The organism is Sandaracinus amylolyticus (assembly GCF_021631985.1).
Lineage (GTDB): Bacteria > Myxococcota_A > Polyangia > Polyangiales > Sandaracinaceae > Sandaracinus > Sandaracinus amylolyticus_A.
Map to the genome: position 1 here is coordinate 7,826,429 of NZ_CP070225.1, position 22,865 is coordinate 7,849,293.

The 22,865-nt window shown below is 73.0% G+C and carries 12 protein-coding genes; 7 read left to right on the plus strand and 5 right to left on the minus strand.

The genetic code is table 11. The features are described 5' to 3' along the window. Positions 1–9: 9 nt before the first annotated feature. From I5071_RS33060 to I5071_RS33070, 3 genes are all read right to left on the minus strand, one after another. A complete protein-coding gene (locus I5071_RS33060; RefSeq protein WP_236517266.1) occupies positions 10–2,700 on the minus strand; it encodes a collagen-like protein in 2,691 nt (896 codons plus the stop codon). A 275-nt stretch (positions 2,701–2,975) separates the two neighbouring features. Continuing rightward, on the minus strand, positions 2,976–7,907 hold the full coding sequence (locus I5071_RS33065; protein WP_236517267.1) for a DUF4215 domain-containing protein: 4,932 nt from the start codon (positions 7,905–7,907) through the stop codon (positions 2,976–2,978). A gap of 128 nt (positions 7,908–8,035) precedes the next feature. Then, entirely contained in the window at positions 8,036–12,376 is a 4,341-nt protein-coding gene (locus tag I5071_RS33070) for a nidogen-like domain-containing protein (RefSeq protein WP_236517268.1), read from the minus strand. A gap of 492 nt (positions 12,377–12,868) precedes the next feature. Here I5071_RS33070 and I5071_RS33075 point away from each other — a divergent pair, with 492 nt between their 5' ends. From I5071_RS33075 to I5071_RS33085, 3 genes are all read left to right on the plus strand, one after another. After that, entirely contained in the window at positions 12,869–14,620 is a 1,752-nt protein-coding gene (locus I5071_RS33075) for a MopE-related protein (protein ID WP_236517269.1), read from the plus strand. A gap of 73 nt (positions 14,621–14,693) precedes the next feature. Beyond that, the gene (locus tag I5071_RS33080) at positions 14,694–14,990 is read left to right on the plus strand and encodes a hypothetical protein (protein ID WP_236517270.1); all 297 of its coding nucleotides are present in this window, start codon (positions 14,694–14,696) and stop codon (positions 14,988–14,990) included. Between the two features lie 42 nt (positions 14,991–15,032). After that, positions 15,033–15,395: a hypothetical protein gene (locus tag I5071_RS33085; protein WP_236517271.1), complete on the plus strand. Its 363-nt coding sequence runs from the start codon at positions 15,033–15,035 to the stop codon at positions 15,393–15,395. Here I5071_RS33085 and I5071_RS33090 read toward each other — a convergent pair. Beyond that, positions 15,392–16,642 carry a DUF1688 family protein gene (locus I5071_RS33090; protein ID WP_236517272.1) on the minus strand — a complete coding sequence of 417 codons (1,251 nt, stop codon included), beginning with the start codon at positions 16,640–16,642 and terminating at the stop codon, positions 15,392–15,394. The two genes, I5071_RS33085 and I5071_RS33090, sit on opposite strands and share 4 nt — an antisense overlap. A 138-nt stretch (positions 16,643–16,780) precedes the next feature. Here I5071_RS33090 and I5071_RS33095 point away from each other — a divergent pair, with 138 nt between their 5' ends. The 3 genes from I5071_RS33095 to I5071_RS33105 are packed head-to-tail and all read left to right on the plus strand — an operon-like array spanning position 16,781 to position 19,874. Continuing rightward, positions 16,781–18,430, plus strand: a complete 1,650-nt coding sequence (locus tag I5071_RS33095; RefSeq protein WP_236517273.1) for a hypothetical protein — start codon at positions 16,781–16,783, stop codon at positions 18,428–18,430. Between the two features lie 6 nt (positions 18,431–18,436). Then, entirely contained in the window at positions 18,437–19,198 is a 762-nt protein-coding gene (locus tag I5071_RS33100; RefSeq protein WP_236517274.1) for a rhomboid family intramembrane serine protease, read from the plus strand. Positions 19,199–19,232: 34 nt separating this feature from the next. Continuing rightward, positions 19,233–19,874, plus strand: coding sequence for a hypothetical protein (locus I5071_RS33105; RefSeq protein WP_236517275.1), 642 nt, complete (start codon positions 19,233–19,235; stop codon positions 19,872–19,874). On the opposite strand, the gene I5071_RS33110 is transcribed toward I5071_RS33105, so the two are convergent. Beyond that, positions 19,862–21,472 (minus strand): GAF domain-containing protein, encoded by a 1,611-nt coding sequence (locus I5071_RS33110; RefSeq protein WP_236517276.1) that lies wholly within the window; start codon positions 21,470–21,472, stop codon positions 19,862–19,864. The genes I5071_RS33105 and I5071_RS33110 overlap by 13 nt on opposite strands. A gap of 243 nt (positions 21,473–21,715) precedes the next feature. Between I5071_RS33110 and I5071_RS33115 the strand changes: the two genes are divergently transcribed. Beyond that, positions 21,716–22,849 carry a GAF domain-containing protein gene (locus I5071_RS33115; protein ID WP_236517277.1) on the plus strand — a complete coding sequence of 378 codons (1,134 nt, stop codon included), beginning with the start codon at positions 21,716–21,718 and terminating at the stop codon, positions 22,847–22,849. Positions 22,850–22,865: the final 16 nt, after the last annotated feature.

The following is a 22,865-nucleotide window of genomic DNA, read 5'->3' on the forward strand; positions in this document are numbered from 1 at the left end:
CGCGCGCGCTCAGCGCGGACTGCTCTCCTGCTCGCCGCCACGCCCCTGGAGCGCGCGGAGATATCGTTGGACGTACGCGCGCAGCGAGCCGGGCACGCGAGTGCCTCCGCCGACGCGCGGTGCATCACCGCTCGAGCCACCGACCACGCCCGAGCCCTCGCCCGCGGCGCCGCCGGTCACCGCGTCCATGCGCATCCCACCGCGGCCGGGGAGACGCGATGCGCCGGGGAGCAGGCCCATCGGATCGGGCTGCGCGCCGAGCTCGGCGGACTGCGCGGGGTCGGTGCCGGGGTCGACCTGGACGCCCTCGGACGAAGCGCCGGCGGCCTGTGCCGCGGCGAGACCGGGATCGCCGGCGGCGCCACTGCCCCAGCCGTGCGTGGGCTGACCGCCGCCCTGGCCGTCGCCGCCCTGGCCCTGGCCTTGTCCCTGACCTTCGCCTTGGCCTTGTCCCTGGCCTTCGCCCTGGCCCTGGCCTTGTCCCTGACCTTCGCCCTGGCCCTGGCCTTGTCCCTGACCTTCGCCTTGGCCTTGTCCCTGACCTTCGCCTTGGCCCTGACCTTGACCGGACTGCCCCGCTTGGCCCGACTGCCCAGCTTGACCCGACTGGCCCGCTTGACCCGACTGCCCCGCCTGGCCCGACTGCCCAGCTTGACCCGACTGGCCCGCTTGACCCGACTGGCCCGCTTGACCCGATTGGCCCGCTTGACCCGATTGGCCCGCTTGACCCGATTGGCCCGCTTGACCCGACTGGCCCGCTTGACCCGACTGGCCCGCTTGACCCGATTGGCCCGATTGGTTCGCTTGACCCGACTGCCCGGACTCGCTCGATTGCCCCGACTGACCCGCTTGCCCGGATTCCCCGGATTGCCCGGATTCCCCGGACTCGCCCGACTGGCCCTCCGAGCCCGATTGACCCTCCGAGCCCGATTGCCCCTCCGAGCCCGACTGGCCCTCCGAGCCCGACTGCCCCTCTTGCCCCGACTGCCCCTCCGAGCCCGATTGCCCCTCTTGCCCCGATTGGCCCTCCGAGCCCGACTGGCCCTCCGAGCCCGACTGGCCCTCTTGCCCCGACTGCCCCTCTTGCCCCGACTGCCCCTCTTGCCCCGCCTGGGCGAGCTGCTCGCGCGCGTCCTGGCCCGCCCGCTCCGCCATCTGGTCGTGCAACCGCGACAGCCGCTCGCGCGCTTCCGCGAGCTCGCGCGTCTCGCGACCGGCCTCGCGGCGCAGTGACTCTCTCGCGCGCTCGAGCGCGCGATCCATCGCATCTGCGTCGCCGCGCTCGCGCGCCGCCGCCGCATCCGCGAGCGCCTGTGCGGTCTCCGGCGTGTGCTCGCCGATCTCGCCCGACGCCCGCTCGAGCCCCTGACCGACCTCCGGGCCCGGCACGCCGGTGTCCTGATCGGTGCGATCCATCGAGCCGATCGCGCGATCGAGCCGATCGACGGCTTGCGCGAGCTGCTCGCCCTCGTCGCCCCGCTCCGCAGCCTCAGCCGCGTCGGGATCGACCTCGCCGTCGCCGTCGCCATCTTCCGGATCGCCCGGCTCGTGCTGCGCCTGCGCCTCGCGCCAGCCGCGCTCCTGCTCGGCCATGCGCAGCGCGTCCATCTGCGCGCGCTGCGCCTCGGTCTGCAGCCGCGCGACCTCCTCGGGCGTCGTGCCGGGACGCATCGCGGCCTCGCGCCAGGCCTCGCGCGCGCGCTGCGCCTCTTCCCACGCCTCGCGCAGTCGCTCCGACGCGAGCTCCGGCGGCGCGCCCTCGACCGACTCCACCGTCGGCGCGCTCTCGCCGTCGCTCGTCTCGCCCGCGCTCTCGGCGCTCTGCGCGTCCGGTTGCGGCGCGATCCCCATCGCGCGCTCGATCGCCTCGGCCGCGCGCTCCAGCGCCTCGGTGCGGCTGCGCTGCACGCGCTCGCGCTCACGCTCCAGCGCGTGCTCGAGCTCGTTGATCTCCTGGTCCACGCGGCGCGCGGGGTCGCGCTCGAGCTCGCGACGCAGCGCCTCGGCCGCGTCGGCGATCTCCTCCGCGCTGCGCGGCGTCTCGTCCTCGCCCATCGCCTCGCGCGCCCACGCGACGAACGCGGGCCACGCGACGCGCAGCGGCACCGCGATCGCCACCGCGGTCACCGCCGCGACCATCCAGCGCGCGGAGCGGAAGCGCGGCCGCGGCGCATCGGGCACCGGCACGCGCTCGGCGAGGAACTCCGCGGCTTCTTTGATCTGCAGCCGATGCAGCGCCGGCGGATCGTCGGCGCCCGCGAACGACACCGCGCTCGCGAAGCGATCCTTCGCGTCGAGCAGTCGATCGAGCACCATCGCGGCGCGCACCCGATCGAGCAGGCGCCGTCGCACCTCGACCACGCTCACCACCAGCGCCGCCGCGCCCGCGAGGCCCAGCGCGGGCGCGACCGGCCATCCCGCGACGTCGAGCACCATCGCCGCAGGCACGCCGATCGCGACACCCGCGCCCACACCGGAGAGCGCACCGTCGAGCACCAGGAAGCGCAGCACCCGCGCCCGGATGCGCTGCACCTCGCGCTCGATCGAGGCGGGCAGCGCCGCGCCCTCCCCCGGGTCCGGCGTGGAGACCGCGTCGTCGGCGACGCGCTCGGGCGTGGTGTCCCGCTCGCCCGACGCCTCCTCTAGCTCTCGCCGCTCGTCGCCCACCGCGCCTCCGTCCGGCTCAGACGATCGATCCATCCGATCGTTCCCGGCCCTCCGTCCCTTGGATCGATCGACCCCGCGTCCGACGAGACGGCCGGGCGTCGATTTCACTTCCGGAGCGAGAGCCCCCCGCGTCCACGTGGCGACGAGAGCGGGTTCCGTGACGGCGCAACGGCGGCACCACGAGGAGCTTACGCCCCTGCGCGGCCCGCCGCCCCTCATCCCCCCCGAACGCGGAGGCCCCCGCCGCTCACGCGACGGGGGCCTCACGACGGCTCATCCGGCGCGCATCCGCGCGCCTCGTCTCACGATCACGGCGTCGGCGTGTAGCGGAAGCCCGCGCCCGGCGCGATCGGTCCGACCATGTCCTGCGAGATCACCACACCCGCGGTGCCAGCGCCGTTCTCCAGGCCGATCGTCGCGCCCGAGCCGCGCAGCGACCCGGTCGTGCCGGACGCCGAGCAGTAGTGCAGCTCGACCTGGTTCGTGCCCTCGACCAGGTGTGCCTGGAACGACATCCGGCTCCCCGGGACGCTCTCCACCTCGGCGGCGTTCCACGCGACCACGAAGCGACGGCTGCCCGCCGCGCCGCTGACCAGCGTGCGCACCGAGCTTCCGCCCGGGATCGCGACGTCGTCCCAGAACGCCGCGACGAGACCGTTCGGCGTGCTGGTGTTCGGCAGCAGCTGGTTGCTCGACGAGGTCGAGCCGCTGCTCGAGCCGACGGTCAGCTGGAGCAGACCGTTCGTGCTCGCGGTGAAGTGCGTCACCGCCGCGCCGAAGAAGGTGAACGCGAACGGCAGCGCCGCGCTCGAGGAGACCGCGTCGTCACCGGTGATCGACAGCGCGGTCCCGCTCGCGGTGTCCACGCACGCGCCGCTGATCGCGACGAACCCGGGCGAGTACGTGAACGAGATGTCGAACGTCGGCAGCGTCGTAGGCGTCCCGTACGGACGCACACCCACGATCCGCGTGATCGTCGACGTGCCCGTGTTCGAGAGCACCACGCGCTCCGGCGACGCGTCGGTGCTGTACGTGCACTGGTTGCTGCACGAGTCCTGCGTGAACAGGACGACGTCGGCGCTCGGCGTCGTCTGGACGACGACCTGCTGGCCGGCCGGGATCTGCACCGAGTAGTACAGCGCGCGAGCGCCCGCACCGAACCCGCAGAGCGAGCCGGTCGGACGGGTCCCGCCCGCTGCCGTGCTCTCACCCGTGAACGTGGTGTTCGTGGTGATCACCTCGGCGGTCGCGCAGTACGCGTTGCCCGCGCCCAGCACGCACGCCGACGGCTCGCCCGCGCACGCGTAGCCGCTCTCGTACTGACAGGTGCTCGAGCACCCGTCGCCCGCGACCGTGTTCCCGTCGTCACACGTCTCGGTGCCGTCGGTGCGCCCGTCGCCGCAGGAGTACGTCGAGTAGTTGAACGCGATGTCCCAGGTGCCCGAGGTCGCCGAGTACAGGTGGACCGAGACGATCTGGGTGATCGGGGCCGCAGTGTCGTTGCGCAGCACCGCGGTCTCCGGCGAGGAGTCCGTGCGGTACGTGCATTCGGCAGCGCCGCACGCGTCCTGCAGGAGCAGCACGCGGTCGGTCGTACCGGCGGTCGTCACCGTCACGCGGGTCGCGGGCGGGACGGTGACGGCGTAGTAGAGCGAGCGATTGCCGCTGTTCGTGCCGCAGCCGTCGCCCTGCGGGCGGGGCCCGGCGGCCGCTGCGTTCTCACCGGTGAACGACGCGTTGGCCGTCACGGCGAGCGCGCCGGAGCAGAACGCGTGCGCGGCGACCGCGCGGCAGACCGACGGCGACGCGGTGTCGCAGAGGAAGCCGGTCTCGGCGGTGCAGGTGCTCGAGCAACCGTCACCGTTGTCGAGATCGCCGTCGTCGCACACCTCGGGACCCTCGCGGCGACCGTCGCCGCACTGGATCGCGCGCTCGGTGAACGTGATGTCGAACGTGCCGCCGGTCGTGATCGCCGCGCCGTGGACCGCGACGATGCGCGTGATGTTCGAGCCGGTGCCGTTGACCAGGGTCCCGGTCTCCGGCGCGCTCGCGTCGCGCGACGTGCACGCCCCCGCGCCGCACGCGTCCTGCGTCAGCAGCACGATGTCGGCGCCGCCGGCGACCGTCGTGGTCACGTCGACCGCCGAGAGCGGCGGGACCGTGACCGAGTAGTACAGGGTGTTCTCGCCGCCGTCGGTGCTGCAGCCCGTGCCCACCGGGCGGGGCCCGCCGAGCGCGACGCTCTCACCCGTGAGCGTGCGCGTGCCGGAGACCGGCTCCGCGCCCGAGCACACCGCGTAGTCCGACAGGGTCGAGTAGTTGAACGCGATGTCGAAGGTGCCGGTGCCGGCCGTCACCGCGCTGTGAACCGCGACGATCCGGGTGATCGGCGCGTCCCCACCGTTCACCAGGCGCGTGCGCTCCGGCGAGCTGTCGGTGCGCGAGGTGCACGCGACGGCGCCGCACGCCTCCTGCGTCAGCAGCGTGATGTTGCTGCCGCTCGCAGGCGTCGTGACGACGTCGACGGCGTTGCGGGGCGGGATCGTCACCGCGTAGTAGAGCGCGGTGTTGCCGCCGCCGGTGCCGCAGACGTCACCCTGCGGGCGCGGGCCGCCGACCGAGAGGTCCTCACCCGTGATCGTGCGGGTGCCGGTGACCGGCTCCGCCGTGCTGCACCCGGCATTGTCCGCGAGGTCCGCGTACGTGAACGCGATGTCGAACGGGCCGACGTCGGCCGCGAGACGGCTGTGGACCGCGACGATGTGCGTCACGGTGGACCCGGTCGCGTTCGCGATGCGCGCCCGCTCGGGATCGCTGTCGTCGCGCAGCGTGCACGACGTGTCGCCGCACGCGTTCTGCGCGAGCAGCACGAGGTCGGGATCGGCCGTGGGATCCGGCGTCACCGCGATCGCGACCGCCTGCAGCGGCGGGATCTGCACCTGGTAGTAGAGCGCGCTGTTGCCCGCGGTGGTGCCGCAGCCGGTGCCCTGGGGGCGCGGCCCGCCGATCGACACGTCTTCGCCGGTGATGGTGCGGGTGCCGCTGACGACCTCACCGCCCGCGCAGATCGAGTTGTCCGCGAACGACGCGTACGTGAACGCGATGTCGAAGGTCCCCGCCGTCCCCAGCTCGGCCGCGTGGACCGTGACGAAGCGGGTCACCGCCGAGGTCGTGAGGTTCGAGAGCACCATGCGCTCGGGGTCGCTGTCGTCGCGCTGCGTGCACGCGGTCGCGTCGCACGCGTCCTGCGCGAGCAGGACGAGGTCGGGAGCGGTCGTCGCGTCGGGCGTCACCGCGATCGACACGGTGCTCGTCGGCGGGATCGAAACCGCGTAGTAGAGCGCCTGATTGCCCTCGACGGTGCCGCAGCCCGTGCCCTGGGGGCGCGCGCCGCCGATCGCGATGTTCTGGCCCGTGAGCGTCCCGGTGGCGGTGACCGCGGTCGCGCCGACGCACGCCGCGTTCGGCGCGAGCGGTGCACACACGGAGGGCTCGCCGCCGCAGCCGTAGCCCGACTCGGGCGCGCAGCTCGGGCTGCAGCCATCGCCGGCGGCCGTGTTGCCGTCGTCGCAGAGCTCGCCGTCGCCGAGCGCACCGTCACCGCACACGATCTCCGTGCAGGTCACGGCGAGCGTGAAGTCGGTGGTCGACAGGGTCGTCGTGTAGAGGTCGTAGACCACGTACGCGGTCTCGCCCGGTGCCGCGAGGAACTCGACGGTCTCGGTCGCGCCGGTGCCGGTGCTCGTGTCGAGACACGCGAGCGACTCGTCGGTGCACACGAGCGTCTCGGCGCCCGCGCCGATGACGAAGAGGTCGAAGTCGCCGGTGCCCGCTCCGCGCGTCGTCGTGATCTCGACGATCGCGCGATTCGGCCCGGTGTTGCGGAAGCGGTACGCGCGCTCGGCGCCCGCGAACGTCGTGCTGGTGCACGCGTTGGTCGAGCCGCCGAACACCGTCGGTCCGCCCTCGGTGTTGCCGGTGATGGTGCCGCTCGTGCAGTCGAGCAGGATCGGCTCGGCCGAGGGGCAGAGCGTGTCCACGCAGGCCGGATTTCCGCCGCTCACGCCGCAGCTCTCGACGCACGTCGCGCGCGAGGTCTCGACGAGGCAGCCCTGCGGGTTCGCCTCGCAGGTCACGAGGTCGTCGCCGTCGCACGAGAGCGCCGCGGGGCACGTCTCGACGAGCGAGCAGGGATCCAGACACGCGGCCGTTCCGCTCGACGCGTCGCAGATCTCGGGCGCGCACGCGGTCGTGGTCTCGACGAAGCAGCCGAACGCGTTCGGCGCGCACACCGTGAGCGTCGCGGCGTCGGTGCAGACGCGCGAGGGCTCGGTGCCGCACGCGGTCGTGCCCATGCAGGGATCGACCGCAGCGGTGCTGCACTGCGCGGCCGGGGTCGCGTCGGCGTCGCAGAAGCCGAACGTCGCGTCGGTGCAGTCCGCGCGCGTCTCGACGAGGCACCCGAACGCGTCGGGAGCGCAGGAGACGAGCTCGGGGCCGTCGCAGCTCGTGCCCGCCGTGTCGCAGAGCTCCAGGCCCGCGCATGCATCCGTCGCGGTGCAGATCGCGGTCGCGCCGCTCGCGTCGCACGCGCCGCCCGCGCGGTCGGTGCACGTCGTGCGCGTCGTGACGAGACAGCCGAACGCGTTCGGCGCGCACGCGACGAGCGCGTCGCCGTCGCAGCTCGTGCCCGCCGTGTCGCAGCGGTCGGCCGCGGGCACGTCGGCGCAAGGATCGGCCGGCATCGCGCACACGGGCATGTCACCCGCGGTTCCCCCGTTGGGGTTGCAGGTGCCGCCGGGAGCTTCGCTGCAGTCGGTCGCCGTCAGCACGAAGCAGCCATCGGCGTTCGCGCCGCAGATCTCGAGCGAGTCGCCGTCGCAGCTGCGCGCGCCGTCGGTCTCGCAGCGCTGCTCGGCCGGGATCAGCGAGCATGGGTCGACGCAAGCGGCGGTGCCGCTGGTGTCGTCGCAGACGTCCCCCTCGGCGCCGCACCCGTTGCGCGTCGCGACGAGGCATCCGTCCGCGTCCTCCGCGCACGTGACGAGCGTGTCGCCGTCGCAGCTCGTGCCGGCTTCGTCGCAGAGCGCACGCCCCGCGCACGGGTCGGTCGTCGAGCCGTCCGGCCCCGCGTCCTGCCCGATCTCACCTGCGTCCGTTCCCGTCCCGTCGTCGTCGCCGCAAGCCGTGAGCGCTGCGATGCAGCCGGCATAACAGCAGACGGCGAGCCACCGTCTCATCCTTCCCATCCCACCACCTCCGCTCCGGCGCGGCGCGCCGAACGAAAAAGGAAAACACAACGCGACCGGTCCGCTCCGGTTGGAGCGGACCGTCGCGGTCCTCACGCGCCGATGGACGCGCTGCGGGCTCAGGGCGTGATGCCCACTGCGTCGAAGCCGAAGCCTTCGTCGGTGCCGCTTCCGTCGGACTGGAACACGAAGCGGAAGCGGACGACGGGGAGCCCGGCGGAGCCGGTCACGACGTGCGAGGCGGTCACCCAGTTGCCCATCGGCTCACTGGTGCCGCGCCAGACGCTGTTGGCGGCGTCGCCGTACCAGTTCGTGCCCTCGCCGGCGGCGCCGAGCTTCGTCCACGTGCCGTCGAGCGACACCTCGATCCAGCCGCTGTCACCCGAGCTGCGCGTCTTGTGCACGAGCAGCATGGAGAGCGTCGGATCGGTCGCGAGCGCGCTGAAGTCGAAGCAGGGCGACGTCACGAAGCTGCGCTCGTTGCTGTTGTAGGGGCCGGTCAGGTTGGTGACCCACGCGTTCGTGCCCGCGCCCGCCATGTCGATGAACGTGTTCATCGGCACGCCGCGCGCCCACGAGCTGTTGGTCCCGCCCGCGAGCCAGCCCCCGGCGCCGCCCTCGAAGCCCTCGAGGTACGTCGCGCCGGCGGAGACCGCGATCACCGGGGAGATGGCGGTCGCCGCCGAGCGCGAGTCGTTCGAGGGCGCGAGATCGCCCGCGAGCGCGACCGTCACGCGCACCATCGGCGTGCCCGCCGGCAGGACGGCCGGCGTCGCGAACGTGTGCTCGTAGATCTGACCGGGACGCAGCGTGCGCGTGACGCGCTCGGTGATCGGCGCGCCGGCATCGATCGCGTACGAGAGGTCGTACGCGCCGATCGTCGTGGTGCCCGTGTTCTGCACCGACGCCGTCACCGGCGTGGCGACGCCCGCGCACGCGTTCGCCGAGCTCACCGCGACCGCGGTGACGGCGAGATCCGGCAGCTGATCGCCCATGCGGATGTCGTCCACGCCGAAGCCGTCACGGACGCTGCTGGTGTCGGTGCGGAAGTAGAACCGCAGCCGCACGTTCGCCTGCCTCGCCGTGCCGGGCAGCGTGATCGACGCGCGGCGCCAGACGCCCGCCTCGCCGCTCGTTCCCGCCCACGCCTGGTTGCTGGTGTCGCCGTACCAGTTGGTGCCCTGGCCGACCATGCCGACCTTCGTCCAGGTCGAGCCGCCGTTGAGCGAGAGCTCGAGCCAGCTGCGGTCGCAGCACGACTCCGTCTCGAAGATGTGCGCGAACGAGAGCACGACGTCGGTCGTCGCGGTGCTCATGTCGATCACCGGCGACGTGAGGTACGAGGTCTCGTTGTCCGGGTAGTCCGCCGTGAGGTTCGTGACCCAGGCGTTCTCGCCCTCGCCGGCGCGCGTGATGAAGTCCTTCGTCGGACGGCCTCGCGCCCAGCTCCCCGTGCCGGCCCAGCCGCCCGCGTCGGTCTCGAAGCCCTGCACGTACGCGAAGGGCGTCCCGCAGACACCCGCCGCGTTCGGCACGAGCGTCGCGTCGCCGTCGTCGCAGTCGATGTCGCAGAACGCGCCATCGGAGTCGAGGTCCACGACATCGTCGAGCGTCGCCGCGTCGCAGTCGTCGTCGATGACGTTGCCGCAGACCTCGTGCGAGTCGGGGTGAACCGCCGCGTTCGTGTCGAGGCAGTCGCCGCAGCGACCGACGCACGCCGCGCCGCACGCGACGTCCGCGTGGCCGTCGCGATCGTCGTCCTCGTTCGTGCCGTCGAGCAGCCCGTCGCAGTCGTTGTCGAGCCCGTCGCAGATCTCGCTCCCGCCGGGACGGCGGCGCGGATCGTCGTCGTCGCAGTCGACCTCGCAGCTCGACGTGTCGCCGTCGCCGTCGAAGCGATCGGGCGTCGACGGATCGCAGTCGTCGTCGAGCGTGTTGTTGCAGAGCTCGTCGCAGTCGGGGCACGTGGTCGCGCGGTAGTCGTCGCAGTCCACGTCGCACGTCGCGCCGTCGCCGTCGGCGTCGAACACGTCGGTCGTGCGCTCGGCGCAGTCGTTGTCGATGCCGTCCGAGCAGAGCTCGAGGAAGAGCGGCGAGCGCATCGGGTCGTTGTCGTCGCAGTCGAAGTTGCACGACGAGCGATCGCCGTCGGCATCGACCGCGTCGAGCGTGGTCGTCGAGCAGTCCTCGTCGATCCGGTTGCACGGCACCTCGGTCGCGCCGGGGTGCACGTTCGGATCGCTGTCGTTGCAGTCGGTGCCGCCGCACGCCGAGTCGAACGCGCCGTCACCGTCGTAGTCGACCGAGCAGTCGACGCATGCGGCGGTCTCCGCGCAGTCGGGCACGCAGTTCGTGCACGTCTCGCCCGCGTCGCAGGTTCCGTCGCCGCAGGTGCGCGGCTCGATCGAGCACACCGCGCTGCAGCCGTCGCCGTCGACGTCGTTCTCGTCGTCGCACTCTTCGCCGGCGCGGCGGTTCAGCTCGCCGTCGCCGCACACCGCGCGCGTGCAGTCGAGGTCGCACTCGACGCTCTCGGTGCCGTCGTCGCACTCCTCGCCGGCCTCGATCGCGCGGTTGCCGCAAACGGGCTCCTCGCCGATCTCGGTGCACACGCTCGGCGAGCCGGTGCACGTGAAACCGCTCTCGACGAAGCAGAGGGCCGAGCAGCCGTCGCCGTCGGCGTCGCCGCCGTCGTCACAGAGCTCGGGGAACGTGACGGTCCCGTCGCCGCAGGGATCGTCCATCGGGTCGTTGCCCTCGGGACGCGTCGTGCACGCCGCCGCGCTCGCCGCCAGCGCGCCGGCCACGACGAAAGGGAGCAGCTGCGCGCCCCGCCGCCGCACCGCGAGCACGACACCGATCGCCAGCACGAGCATCCACGTCGTGGGCACCGAGCTCTGCGTCCCGCCGGGGACCGAGCAGCCACAGCCATCGCCCGGAGGCGGCGGCGCGTGCGAGCCCGAGTCGGGCATGCCCGCGTCGAACGGCTGCGGCACGTACGCGTCGGGGCGCTCGCCCGCGTCCGGCATCACCGGCACCTCGCGCTCGCAGACGCCGTCGACGCACATCTGGCCCATCGGGCAGACGACGTCCTCGCACGAGCTCACGCAGCGACCGCCGCGGCACGAACGATTCGGTCCGCAGATGACGCCGAGGCACGCTTCCTCGACGCAGCGACCGGTCTCGTCACACGCCTCGCCGCTACGGCATCCCGCGACCTCGCAGCGCGTGATGCACGAGCCCGCGTCGCAGATCTGGCACTGGCCGCACTCGATGTTCGCGCAGAGATCCTCGCAGCGACCGCCGACGCAGCTCTGGCCGTCGGGGCACACCACGCCCGCGCAGACGTCACCGCAGGTGCCGCCGATGCAGCGCTGACCCGCCTCGCAGGTCACGCCTTCGCACGCGTTCTCGAGGCACACGCCCGACTCGCTGCACGTGTAGCCCTCGGAGCATCCGCCCTCGAAGCACGGGTCGATGCAGCGGCCGCGATCGCACACCTGCAGGCCGGGGCAGAGCACGGTGTTCTCGCCCTCGTCCGTCGTGCCGTCGCAGTCGTTGTCGTACGAGTCGCAGGTCTCCTCGGTCGGGCCGACGAGCGCCTCGCAGACGACGCCCGAGCCCTCGCACTGCGTGCGGCCGTCGGCGCACTGACCGATCTGGCCGGGCACCGTGCAGATGTCGCCGGCGTCGGGGCACTCGACCTCGCCGCGGCGGATCGCGAAGCGCCACACTCCGGGCTCACCGACGTTCGACTGGTCGCACATCACGCGGCTGATGCCGTTCACGCGCGAGCCGGGGATCGTCACGAAGTCGAGGCCGTTCGCGGCGTCGAAGCCGACCTGCGCCGGCGTGCCGCCGAAGCCGCCCGAGCCGCTGCTCGCGTCGCCGGTCTCCCACTCGCACTGCGTGAAGCGGAACTCGACGTCGAAGTCACCCGGGATGCCGCAGTAGCGGGCCTCGCGGATGATCAGCTGGAACGTCATCTGGAGATCGTTGTGCTGGTTGTAGTAACCGACACGATCCCAGGTCACGACGAGCTGGCCCTCGCTGAGGTGCCACCACACGCCGTTGGTCGTGCGCGTCGCGCACGTGCCGCTCACGCCGCGGATGTCGACGTCGGCCCAATACGGCGCGATCATCGGCTGGCGACCCGTGAAGGTCGCGGGCAGCGGAATCGGCTCGGGCGTGAACGTGCTCAGCGCCGCGTTGAACGTGATGTTCCCGTTCGTGTTGACGAACACGCGCGAGTGGCGGCGGCCGAAGAACTCCAGGCCGCCCGGGAACGCACTGGTGATGTCGATCGAAGGCGACGACTGGTCGTCGTTCGGGGCCAGGCAGTCCGTGCCGAAGCCGGTCGGCCCGCCCAGGTCGTCGATCAGCTCTGGTTGCGCGAACGCTGCGGTTGGCGCTCCGAGCACGGAGACCACGATCGCGGAGGTCCAGACGAAACGGTACACCGATCACCTCACCGTCTGCGCCGCGGTGGGAGGTCGGTTACAGAGTCGTCCCGGACATACAACGTGGGACGCTGCGACGGCCGACCCTCACCGCGAGGGAAGCGCCGGGGTAGCACCGAAAGAAAACGAACGGTACGACGCTGTCGCCGAATTATTCCTTGTGTAACGCTCCAGAAACGTCCCGATACGAAATTTTCGTAGACGATCGGAGCGGACCAATTGGGCCATTTGCCTTGCCAAAGTGGCCAAAGGCACGTGCACGAAGGACGTCTTGGCGTCTTGGCAGCACGCGCCGAAATCGATCACGAGCAGAGTGAGTCACCTCACTAGGACGGGAGCCAAACTCGGATCTGTCTCTATCGTGAGACCCCTTTTTTGAAGTATCCCGCGGAACTACGGAGTCTCACCGGCGCGCCGGGAGGAGCACCTCGGATCGTCCGTGAGCCCGCCGCGTGACCCGGCGGACCTCGCACGGTGGTACGCTCGAAGGCCGTGTCGGCGCGTGCCCCGTTGCGCTCGGCTGCGTTCGTGTCGCTCGCGCTGTTCGCGACCGCGCTCGGCGCGTGCACACGCCCAGTCACGCAGATCGTGCTGATCGTCGAGTCCGATCTGCGCGCACCGAGCGAGATCGATCGCGTCGACGTGCACGTGCTCGGTCCGAGCGGCGAGCGCGTGAGGGCGGGCGCGACGTTGGGCACGCCGGAGTCGCCCCGGCCTCCGTTCACGCTCGGGATCACGCCGGCGACGACGCGCTTGTCGCCGGTGCACATCCGCGTGGTCGCATCGCGTGGCGGCAACACCGTCGTCGAGCGGGTGATCCGCACCGAGTTCGAGCACGATCGCTCGCTCGAGCTGGTGGTGCGGCTCGAGCGCGCGTGCGCCGCGGTCACGTGCGGCGAAGGCGTGACGTGCGACGACGGACGCTGCGTCGACGTCTTCGTCGACCCCTCGTGGCTGCCGCCGTTCGTCGGCCTTCCCCAGAGCGGCTCGGATGCGGGCATGGCGGGCGACGCGTGCGTGGGAGATCCCGGCGCCGCCGAGACCTGCGACGGCGTCGACCAGGACTGCGACGGGGTGATCGACGAGGGGCTCGATCTCGACGCGAACCCCGACCACTGCGGCGTCTGCGGCAACGCGTGCGGCGACGGAGTCGCGTGCTTGCGCGGCAGCTGCGGCGATCCCGCGGTGCAGCTCGCGCTCGGCGAGTGGCACTCGTGCGCGCTGCGGAGGAGCGGTCGCGTCGCGTGCTGGGGCGCGAACGAGACCGGTCAGCTCGGCGACTCCTCGCGCACCGATCAGCCGCGTCCGACGGAGGTCGCGGGCATCGAGGACGCGATCGAGATCGGCGTGGGCGAGCGCCACGCGTGCGTGCTCGGTCGTGATGGTCGCGTGCGGTGCTGGGGCTGGAACGCGCGCGGCGAGCTCGGCGACGGAACGACGACGAACCGCGATGCGCCGGTCGAGGTGCCGCTCGACGGCGTGGTGGAGCTCGGCATCGGGTACGAGCACTCGTGCGCGCGCACGAGCAGCGGCGAGATCTGGTGCTGGGGCGCGCTGGTCGACTTCGATCGCGGGACCGGCGAGCTGCTGAGCCGCTCGTCGCCGGTGCGCATCGGGGGCGTGAGCGCGCCCCGAGCGATCGCCGGAGGCAACGACTCGACGTGCGCGATCGAGGGCACGGGTCGCGTCGTGTGCTGGGGCGAGGACATCGAGGGGCGGCTCGGCGACGGCTGGCCCTACGACGATCACGGTGCACCGGGCCCGATCGCGGAGTCGTTCGCGGCGGAGTCGATCGATCGCTACGCGTACGGCTGGTACGCGATCGCCGACGACGGCGATGTCTGGGCCTGGGGCGACAACGACGACCTGCAGCTCGCGCGCACCGGGATCAGCGAGAGCGCGCGGCCGATCACGATCGACGGCGTCGACGGCGCGGTGCAGATCGCGGGCGGGCGCCAGCACGGATGCGCGCGCGGGCCCGACTGGGTGCGCTGTTGGGGCGACGACTCGCGCGGGCAGCTCGGTCGCGGGACGATCATGGGCAACGATCACGCGACCCCCGCGGCGGTCGTCGGGCTGCCGGTCGGGCTGCGAGAGCTCGCGGTCGGCGCGAGCCACGCGTGCGTGCGGACCGACGCCGAGGTGTGGTGCTGGGGCGGGAACGATCGAGGACAGGTGGGCGACGGTACGTTCGCCGATCGCGGAAGAGCAGTGAGGGCCGTGCTTCCGGGAGCGGCGCGGTGATGGGTTGGTGCAGAATCTCCGGTGGTGAGGGCTTGGCGTGGAGCGACGCTGAGCCCAACCACGGAGCGCCTCCATGACCTCTCACGCGTGCTCGATGTACTGCAGGCGATGTGACCACGTGGTCGACGTGATCGTTCCGTGGCGGGGGTGGAAGCCCGCGCTCTACGCCTGGTACGGGATGATGGCGCTGCTCGTGGTGCTCTTCCCGTTCATGGCGTCGGACTACTGCGTGATGATCCCGACGATGATGGCGATCATCCTCGCGGGCAGTCCGCTGCACCGCCTCGCGAAGGAGAAGCCGGTGTGCCGCGTCTGCTCGCTCGAGCTCGACGGCGAGCGCGGCGGCACGATGACGCGCGCGCGGAGCTGAGCGCGGGAATGCGGGGGCGCGGGCCCCGCGTACGATTCGCCCGTGGGGCGCGCTCTCGTTCGGTCGACGCTCGTGGTGGTGCTGGCGACGTCGCTGTCCGGGTGCTTCAGCATCGCGGCGGCGGCGCTGGGCGGTCATCCATCGACGGTGCGCGCGGCGGGCGAGCTCGACGGCGCGCTGCTCGGCGCGATCGTCGACGCCGCGACCGGCACGCCGAGCGACGACGACGAGGTGCTCGTCGCGACGGTGCCGGAAGAGGGCGACGTGTACGCATGCCGCCTCGAGACCGGCGAGGTGCACCTCGTGAACGCCCACAGCATCGAGGGCGCACGCGCGGTGTGCCTGATGTCGAACGACGTCGACCTGCGCGGCGCGAGCTGCGCGTGCGCGTTGATCGTTCGTTAGATCACGGTCCCGTCGGTCTCGACCCGGATCGGCGGCGCGCCGTCCGCGCGCAGCTCGCGCGCGACCTCGCGGCCCGCGTACCAGGTGCCGCCCTCGAGCACCTTGCACATCGGGAGCTGCTCGGGGCCGAGCTGCAGCGCGCTGCGCACGTCCTCCGCGACGTGGTCGAGCAGCGCGACGGTGAGCGCGCGCCACTCGACCACCACCTCGCTGCTCGGCGCGTGCGTGCGCTGGAGCACCTCGTCGTGGCGCGGCACCAGCACGCCCTCGTCGACGAGGAGCCCGCCGTTGCGCGACTCGCCGAGGCCGGTGAGCTCGTCGAGCCCTTCGACCCGCAGCCCCGCGCGCTCGAGCGGCTCGATGAGCGAGTACACGACCTGCTGCGAGAGCGCGTGGAACGGCACGAGGCCGTGGGTGGGCGCGCCTCCGCCCGCCGCGGGGTGCCGCCACACGTCCCCGAGGTTCACGCCGAAGAGCTCGATGCGTCCCGGCCAGATCGGGCCGAGCCCCTCGAGCACCGCCGCGAGCACGCGGCGCGCGGGCACCATGCCGCCCTGCGTCTTCGCGCAGACGTGATCGAAGAGCGCGCCGAGCCGGGGGCGGTCCGCGCCGAACAGATGGGGCGCCGCCCGCAGCGCCGAGCCGAGCCGCGTGAGCAGCTCGAGGCGCCCATCGAGGCCGAGCAGCGGGTTGCGCTGGCCCGCCTGGAACCCGCCGGCGACGTCGCGGGGCTCGAGCGCGTCGAGCCCGTCGGCGTCGGCCCGCAGCGCGCCCTGCTCGCCGCTGAACAGGCCGTCCTCGAACATCCGCAGGCTCGCGATCGCCAGCCCCTCGCTGCGCTCGAAGCGAAGCCCGGTCTCCCGCTCGAGGTACGACCAGCGCGGCCCCGCCGCGGTGTCGAGCAGCACGCTCGTGATCGCGAGGTCGAAGCGCACCCGCGCCTGCTCGTCCTCGGGCAGCGCCGCGATCCGCGCGTCGAGCGCGGCCACGCGATCCACGCCACCGCTGCGGAACTGGTTCCAGCGGCTGTGATACGGGACCCGCAGATCGGGGTGGGTCGCGCGCGTGATGCGCACCACCCGGGTGACGACCGCGGGCAGTCGCTCGAGCCGCACCGCGAAGTGCTCGAGGCGCGCGTCGAGCCCGGCGGCGAGCACGTCGCGGCAGCGCGTGCGGATCGCGACCGGCGAGCGGAGCCAGTCGATCGGTCCTCGTGCTTCTGCGCCCAGCGAGCTGTCGCGGTCCATGCGGGTCCCGGGCGCCGCGCGCCCCCGGCTCGGCCTCGTGATCTCCACGATCCCACGGGCCCCGCGGGTCGTCCATGCCTCCGCCGACGGGAACCCTTCGCGACGTGGGGCGCGTGCCAGCGCGTACACTGCGCCCCGATGATGGGTGTCCTTCGCTTCGTCGCGGTCGCGCTCGTGATCGCGGGGTGCACCTGCGGGCGCGCCGAGCCCGCGGTCCCGCCCGAGGCCGAGCTCGATCGCAGCCCCGCGCCCCTGCCCGAGGGGTGGCTCTACGAGGTCGCGATCGACGGGGACGCGGCGCTCGCCCGGATCCGCGAGGTGCTGCCCGAGGGCCAGGCGCGCGCGCTCTTTCCGTCGCGGGTCGTCGACCTCGCCGACCAGATGGTCGGCACGACCACCGCACAACGTGCCGCAATCACCGAGGATTCTCCGCTGCGATGCATCGCGCTGGGCGGGCGCTCCGGCCCGGTGGGCGCGTGCGCGCTGCGGGTTCGCGCCGACGCCGGGCTCGAGGGCACGCCGGGCGCGCCGCGCGGGGCCTCGTGGGTCGAGGCAGGCGAGCGCGCGGCCGCGATCGCGGGCGACGTGCTGGTGATCGCCGGCGACCGCTCGACCCTGGAGCAGGCCCTGCCCTGGCTCGCGTTCACCGCGATGCCCGAGGACCCGCCGCGCGTCGCCCGGCTCCGGGCGGCCGAGCACGTCGCCGGCACGCTGCGGGCGGACCTCGACCGGTTCGTCGCGGAGCACGCGCGCGAGGCGCGCGAGACCGTGGCCGCCGAGCGCAGCGCACACGCCGAGGCACCCGCGCTGGGAGAGCCCGAGGCGGTGATCTCGTGGCTCGAGGCCGCGCTCGCCGAGCGCCTCGCGCTGCTGCCCGACCTCGGCGGGATCACCGTCGAGCTCGACGTCGACGCGAGCGGGCTGGTGATCGACGCGCGTGCCGAGGTGCGCCCGGAGACGCCGCTCGCGCGCCGCATCGAGGGCGCGGGCACCAGCCCGGTGCGCGGGCTGCGCGAGCTCCCCGAGGGCACCGTGCTCGCGTGGGCGTCGGTCGAGGACGAGGCCTCGCGCGAGGGCGCGAGCGGCGCGATCTCCGAGCGCCTCGCGGCGATCGGTGGCGAGCGGCTCGACGCGCGGGCGCGCACGACCGTGGACACCGCGCTCGCGGCGTGGGCCGACGTGCGCGGGGACGCGACGGTCGCGGCGATCGGTCTCGACGCCGAGGGCGCGTGGGCCGCGATCGCGACCCGCTCGCCGCACGTGCCGCCGATCGTCCCGTTCCGCGACGCGCTCGCGATCGACTGGGCCGACGCCGCGCTCGCGACGCCGCTGGGATGCGAGCGCATCGACCCCCGCGACACCGACTTCGACGACGCGATCACGCTCTGCGACGGAGCGCACCTCGCGCGCGGCGCGCACGACGGCGCGTCGTCGCTGGTGATCGCCCAGGGCACGCTCGATCAGGCGCGCGAGCGCGCGCGGTCCCTCGCCGAGCGCATCGCGACCGAGCGTGCCGCGATCGGCGCGAGCCCCGACGTCGAGCGCGTGATGGGCGCGCGCGATCCCGAGGGCACGTTCTTCGTCGGGTATCTGGTGCCCTCCGCGATCCCGACGCTGATCGGGCGGCTCGCCCCCTCGCTGCGCGATCGTGTCGCGACGAGCGCGCGCGGTGCGGCCTTCGTGGTCCGCGCGGTGCGCGAGGACGGCGCGGTGCGCCTCGAAGCCCGCGCCAGCCGCGACGCGATCGCGGATCTGCTGGCGCTCGTGGACCCTCGCACCCAGGAATGAACCGACGTGTTCCCCGTCCGCGATCTCAACCCCACCCGGATCTTCCCGTTCGTCACGTGGACGGTGATCGCGCTGAACGTCGTGGTGTGGATCTTCGCGTGGGCGCTCGGGCCCCAGGGCATCGACGTGTTCGTGTCGCTGCTCGGGCTCGTGCCGCGGCGCCTCGTCTCGCTCGATCTCTCGACCGCGGCGGGCCTGTGGACGCTGGCGACGCCGATCACGTCGATGTTCATGCACGGCGGGTGGATGCACCTGCTCGGCAACTGCTGGTTCCTCCACGTCTTCGGCGACAACGTCGAGGAGCACCTCGGCCACGCGCGCTACGCGATCTTCTACGTGCTCGCGGGGCTCTGCGCGGCGCTCACGCACGTCGTGCTCTCGCCCTTCGGCACGCTGCCGCTGGTCGGCGCGTCGGGCGCGATCGCGGGCGTGCTCGGCGCGTACATGCTGCGCTTCCCGCGCGCGCCGATCCTCGCATGGTTCGTGATCGGCGTCGTCGAGGTGCCGGCGTTCGTGTTCCTCTTCGTGTGGTTCGGGTACCAGCTGCTGATGACGTGGGGATCGCTGGGCTCGATGGAGCAGGGCGGCGTCGCGTTCGCCGCGCACGCGGGCGGGTTCGTCGCGGGCATCGCCCTCGAGCGTCTGCTCGCGCCGAGCCGCGAGGCGCTGATCCGCGAGCAGCAAGAGCGTCGTCATCGGCTCGCCGAGTCGCGCGCGCGGCGGGTGCAGGAGCATCGTGAGCGTCGTCGCTGGCTCGATCCCGATTGAGATCGATCGGTGCCATCACGCGTCCCACGCGCGGATGCGGATCGCGTGCTGGGGGATCGTGGTGCTGGTCGGATGTGGGGGCGGTCCGGCGACCCGCGACGATGCCGCGCCGCCCGTCGCACGGAGCGAGCCCTTCGTCGTCGACGGGCTCGTGTTGTGGAACGAGCCGATCGATCGCGCGCCCGACGCGGTGCGCGAGATGTGGTCGTTCATCGACGCGGTGATCGCTGCGAGCGACGACGCGCCGCGCGCCGCGACGCCCGAGGGCGCGTGGCTCACCGACGTCTACCTGCCCTACTGGGCCGAGGTCCGAGCGCGCATCGAGCCGCGCGGGCACGCGCTGGTCGCGACGCGCGAGCGCGCGTTCGCGGAGCTCCCGGCCTACGGCCTCTTCGAGACGCTCACCTCGCTCGTCGCGACCGAGCACGAGATCCGCGCGCTCGACGAGGCCGGCTTCGAGCCCGTCGTCGGCGGCTGCGGCAACGGGCCCTGGGGCACGCTCGGCGATCTCCTCGACGACTGCCGCGAGCACGCCGAGCGCTGCGTGCGCCTCGCCGCCGAGGCGACCGGTGCGATGCGCGAGAACGTCGAGCCGTGCGCACGGCGCGCCGCGATCTGCCGCGCGCGCCACGCCGCCGCGGAGCAGGACGTCTGCGAGGTCGACTACCCGGAGTGAGCTGCGTCGCCGCCGCTCTCGTCGATCGCGAAGTACGCGCTGAGCCGACCGTCCTCGGCGATCGTCGCCACCGCGCCCTCGCTGCCGAGCATCGCCTCGAGCACCCCCGGCGCGATCGCGGTGCCTGCCACCCCCTCGACCGTCACGCGCGCGTAGCGTCCCGGCGGCAGGCCGAGCGCCGCGGCGCGCGACTGGTCGAGGGTGTCGTTCGACGTCGCGACCTCGAGCGTGCCTCCGTCGCCGAGCGCGTCGCGCGCGTTCGCGACGAGGTTCACGACGAGCTGATCGAAGTGCACCGGCACGATCGACACCGGCAGCGCGCGACGCGCCTCGAGCCGGATGCGCACCCGCGCGCCCACCAGCAGCTCGAGCATCGGCGCCAGCTCGCGGACCCGCGCCGACGCGTCGATCACCCGCGCCTCGGTGGGCTCGCGTCGCGCGAACGCGAGGAGCTGCCGCGTCATGTGCCCGGCCTGGAAGACCGCGCGCTCGATGTCGGCGGCGCGCGCCCGCTGCCACTCGCTCGTGAACGAGCCGTCGAGCAATTCGATCTGCCCGGCGATCGTCATCAGCGCGTTGTTGAAGTCGTGCGCGATGCCGCCCGCGAGGCGCCCCACCGCCTCCATGCGCTGGCCGTGCGCGAGGCGCTGCTCGAGCTGCTTCCGATCGGTCACCGCGAGCGCGACGCCGCGCATGCTGTGATCGCGCCCGGTGCCCGTCAGATCGTGATCGCCGCGCAGCTCGAGCCACACCGTCCCGCCGTGCGGCGTGCGGGCCCGGCACTCGACGCGCAGGTCGACGCCCTTGGTGCGCGACGCGTCGAACGCCGCGCGCACCGCGTCGCGCTCGCCGGGATCGATCGCGCGCAGCAGCTCGTCGAGGCTCGCCGGCGCCCACCCGCGCGGCCGCGCGATCAGCGCACCGAACGAGTCCGACACGTCGAGCGCGTCGCGCGCCGGCCACCACCGCCAGATCGCGATCCGCGCCGCGCCCAGCGCGAGCCGCAGCTCGGTCTCGCGCTCCCGCAGCATCGTCTCCGCCTCGCGCCGTCGCGCGCTCTCGATCGCGAGCCCGACCATGTCGCCGATCGAGCCGGCGAAGAACTGCTCCTCCGCGGTCCAGGTGCGCGCCGGCCCGACGTGCTCGTGACAGACCACGCCGACCGAGCCCACGCCGCCGACCACCGGCGCGTCGAGCAGCGCGCCCACGCCGAGGGCGTCGAGGTAGCTCTCGCGCAGCGCGGCGGTGCGAGGATCGCTGCGCGCGTCGTGGGCGTCGATGATGCGATCCGAGTCGAGCGCCTCGAAGTACACGCGGTGATCGTCGCGCGTGATCACGAGATCGTCGGTGTGCGTGCCGCTGCTTCGATCGAAGAGGCACACGCACCGCAGCGTGCTGCGCTCGGCGTCGTCGAAGAGCCAGATCCCCACCCGCGCGACGTCGAGCGTGCTCGCCGCGACCGCGGTGATCTCCCGGAACGACGCGCGCACGTCGGCGCCCTGGCCGCGCGAGCTGCGCGACAGGCGCCCCAGCGCCTCCAACATCGCGCGGAGGCGGGGGAGCTCGCTGCCCGGCGTGGCGATGTCGTCGCTCCCCATGTGTATCGACGATACGTCCCCCGTCCCCACCCGAACAACTCTGTCCACGGCGGGAGTGCTCGCCTGCGCGGGGCCCGCACGGAAGCGTGCGGAGCACGCGCACAGGAGGGCCCTGCGCGGGCGAGCCGACGGACGACTCTGTCCAGTGAACACAAACGTCCGGTTGTCCACCGCCACAACGGAACGATTTCACGACGGCATACGACGTGCTCGGAGGCGACGCGCTCCAAGGAGGTCGTCCCGATGTCCCCGCCGAACGCGATCCCCCGGCCCTCGTCGCTCCCGCCCGACGACCCGCGCGACGCCGTCCTTCGCCGCCACAACCAGATCCTGCTCTCGCTGGCGAAGAGCACCGAGCTCGACGGCTCCGATCTCCAGCGCGCGTGGCGGCTGCTGACCGAGGCCGCGGCGCACGGCATCGGGACCGAGCGCGCGTCGATCTGGTTCTTCGACGAGGGCCGCACCCGGATCGAGCTCGTCGACCTCCACGAGGCCTCGAAGAGCGCGCACTCCGCGGGGTTCGTGCTGAAGTCGGCGGACTACCCCGCGTACTTCGCGGCGCTCGCCGAGGATCGCACCATCGCGGCGAGCGACGCGCGCAGCCACGTCGCGACGCGCGAGTTCAAGACCGGCTACCTCGAGCCGCTCGACATCCACTCGATGCTCGAGGCGCCGATCCGCCGTCGCGGCAAGGTCGTCGGCGTCCTCTGCCACGAGCACGTCGGCGAGCAGCGCACGTTCTCGCGCGAGGAGGAGCAGCTCGCGGCGAGCATCGCCGATCTCGTCGCGCGCACCCTGGACGATCGTGACCGCCTCGCGGCCGAGCACGCGATGCGCGAGGCGAACCGCGAGCTCGAGGAGCACAAGGCGCGGCTCGAGCAGGAGGTCGCGGAGCGCACCCGCGCTCTCGCCGAGCGCAACGCCGAGAACCAGGAGCTCATCCGCCGGCTGCGCACCGCGGTCGAGCAGCTCTCGAGCCCGGTGCTCGAGCTGTGGGAGGACGTGCTCGCGGTCCCGGTGATCGGCGTGGTCGACTCGGAGCGCGCCGCGATGCTGGTCGAGCGCGTGCTCGCCGACGTCGCGCACCGCAACGCGCGCTTCGTGCTGATCGACCTGACCGGCGTCGACGTGGTGGACACCGGGACCGCGGATCGCCTGGTGAAGCTGGCGCGCGCGGTGGAGCTGCTCGGTGCGCGCTGCGTGCTGACCGGCCTGCAGCCGCTGGTCGCGCAGACCCTGGTCGATCTCGGCGCGGACTTCGGCGAGCTCGAGACGCTGCGCAACCTGAAGCAGGGCCTGGTGCACGCGCTGCAGCACCAGCGCTCGCGCCGCGAGCAGACGCGCGGCCTCGAGAGCGCGCCCGCCCCCCGCCGCTGACCACGCGCTCCATGTC

What these genes read in the sequence shown, in the direction of transcription:
- I5071_RS33095 (WP_236517273.1), top strand. Translation starts at nt 16,781, where the DNA reads ATGATGGGTGTCCTTCGCTTCGTCGCGGTCGCGCTCGTGATCGCGGGG.
- I5071_RS33115 (WP_236517277.1), top strand. Translation starts at nt 21,716, where the DNA reads ATGTCCCCGCCGAACGCGATCCCCCGGCCCTCGTCGCTCCCGCCCGAC.
- I5071_RS33065 (WP_236517267.1), bottom strand. Translation starts at nt 7,907, where the DNA reads ATGAGACGGTGGCTCGCCGTCTGCTGTTATGCCGGCTGCATCGCAGCG.
- I5071_RS33105 (WP_236517275.1), top strand. Translation starts at nt 19,233, where the DNA reads ATGCGGATCGCGTGCTGGGGGATCGTGGTGCTGGTCGGATGTGGGGGC.
- I5071_RS33110 (WP_236517276.1), bottom strand. Translation starts at nt 21,472, where the DNA reads ATGGGGAGCGACGACATCGCCACGCCGGGCAGCGAGCTCCCCCGCCTC.
- I5071_RS33060 (WP_236517266.1), bottom strand. Translation starts at nt 2,700, where the DNA reads ATGGATCGATCGTCTGAGCCGGACGGAGGCGCGGTGGGCGACGAGCGG.
- I5071_RS33090 (WP_236517272.1), bottom strand. Translation starts at nt 16,642, where the DNA reads ATGGACCGCGACAGCTCGCTGGGCGCAGAAGCACGAGGACCGATCGAC.
- I5071_RS33080 (WP_236517270.1), top strand. Translation starts at nt 14,694, where the DNA reads ATGACCTCTCACGCGTGCTCGATGTACTGCAGGCGATGTGACCACGTG.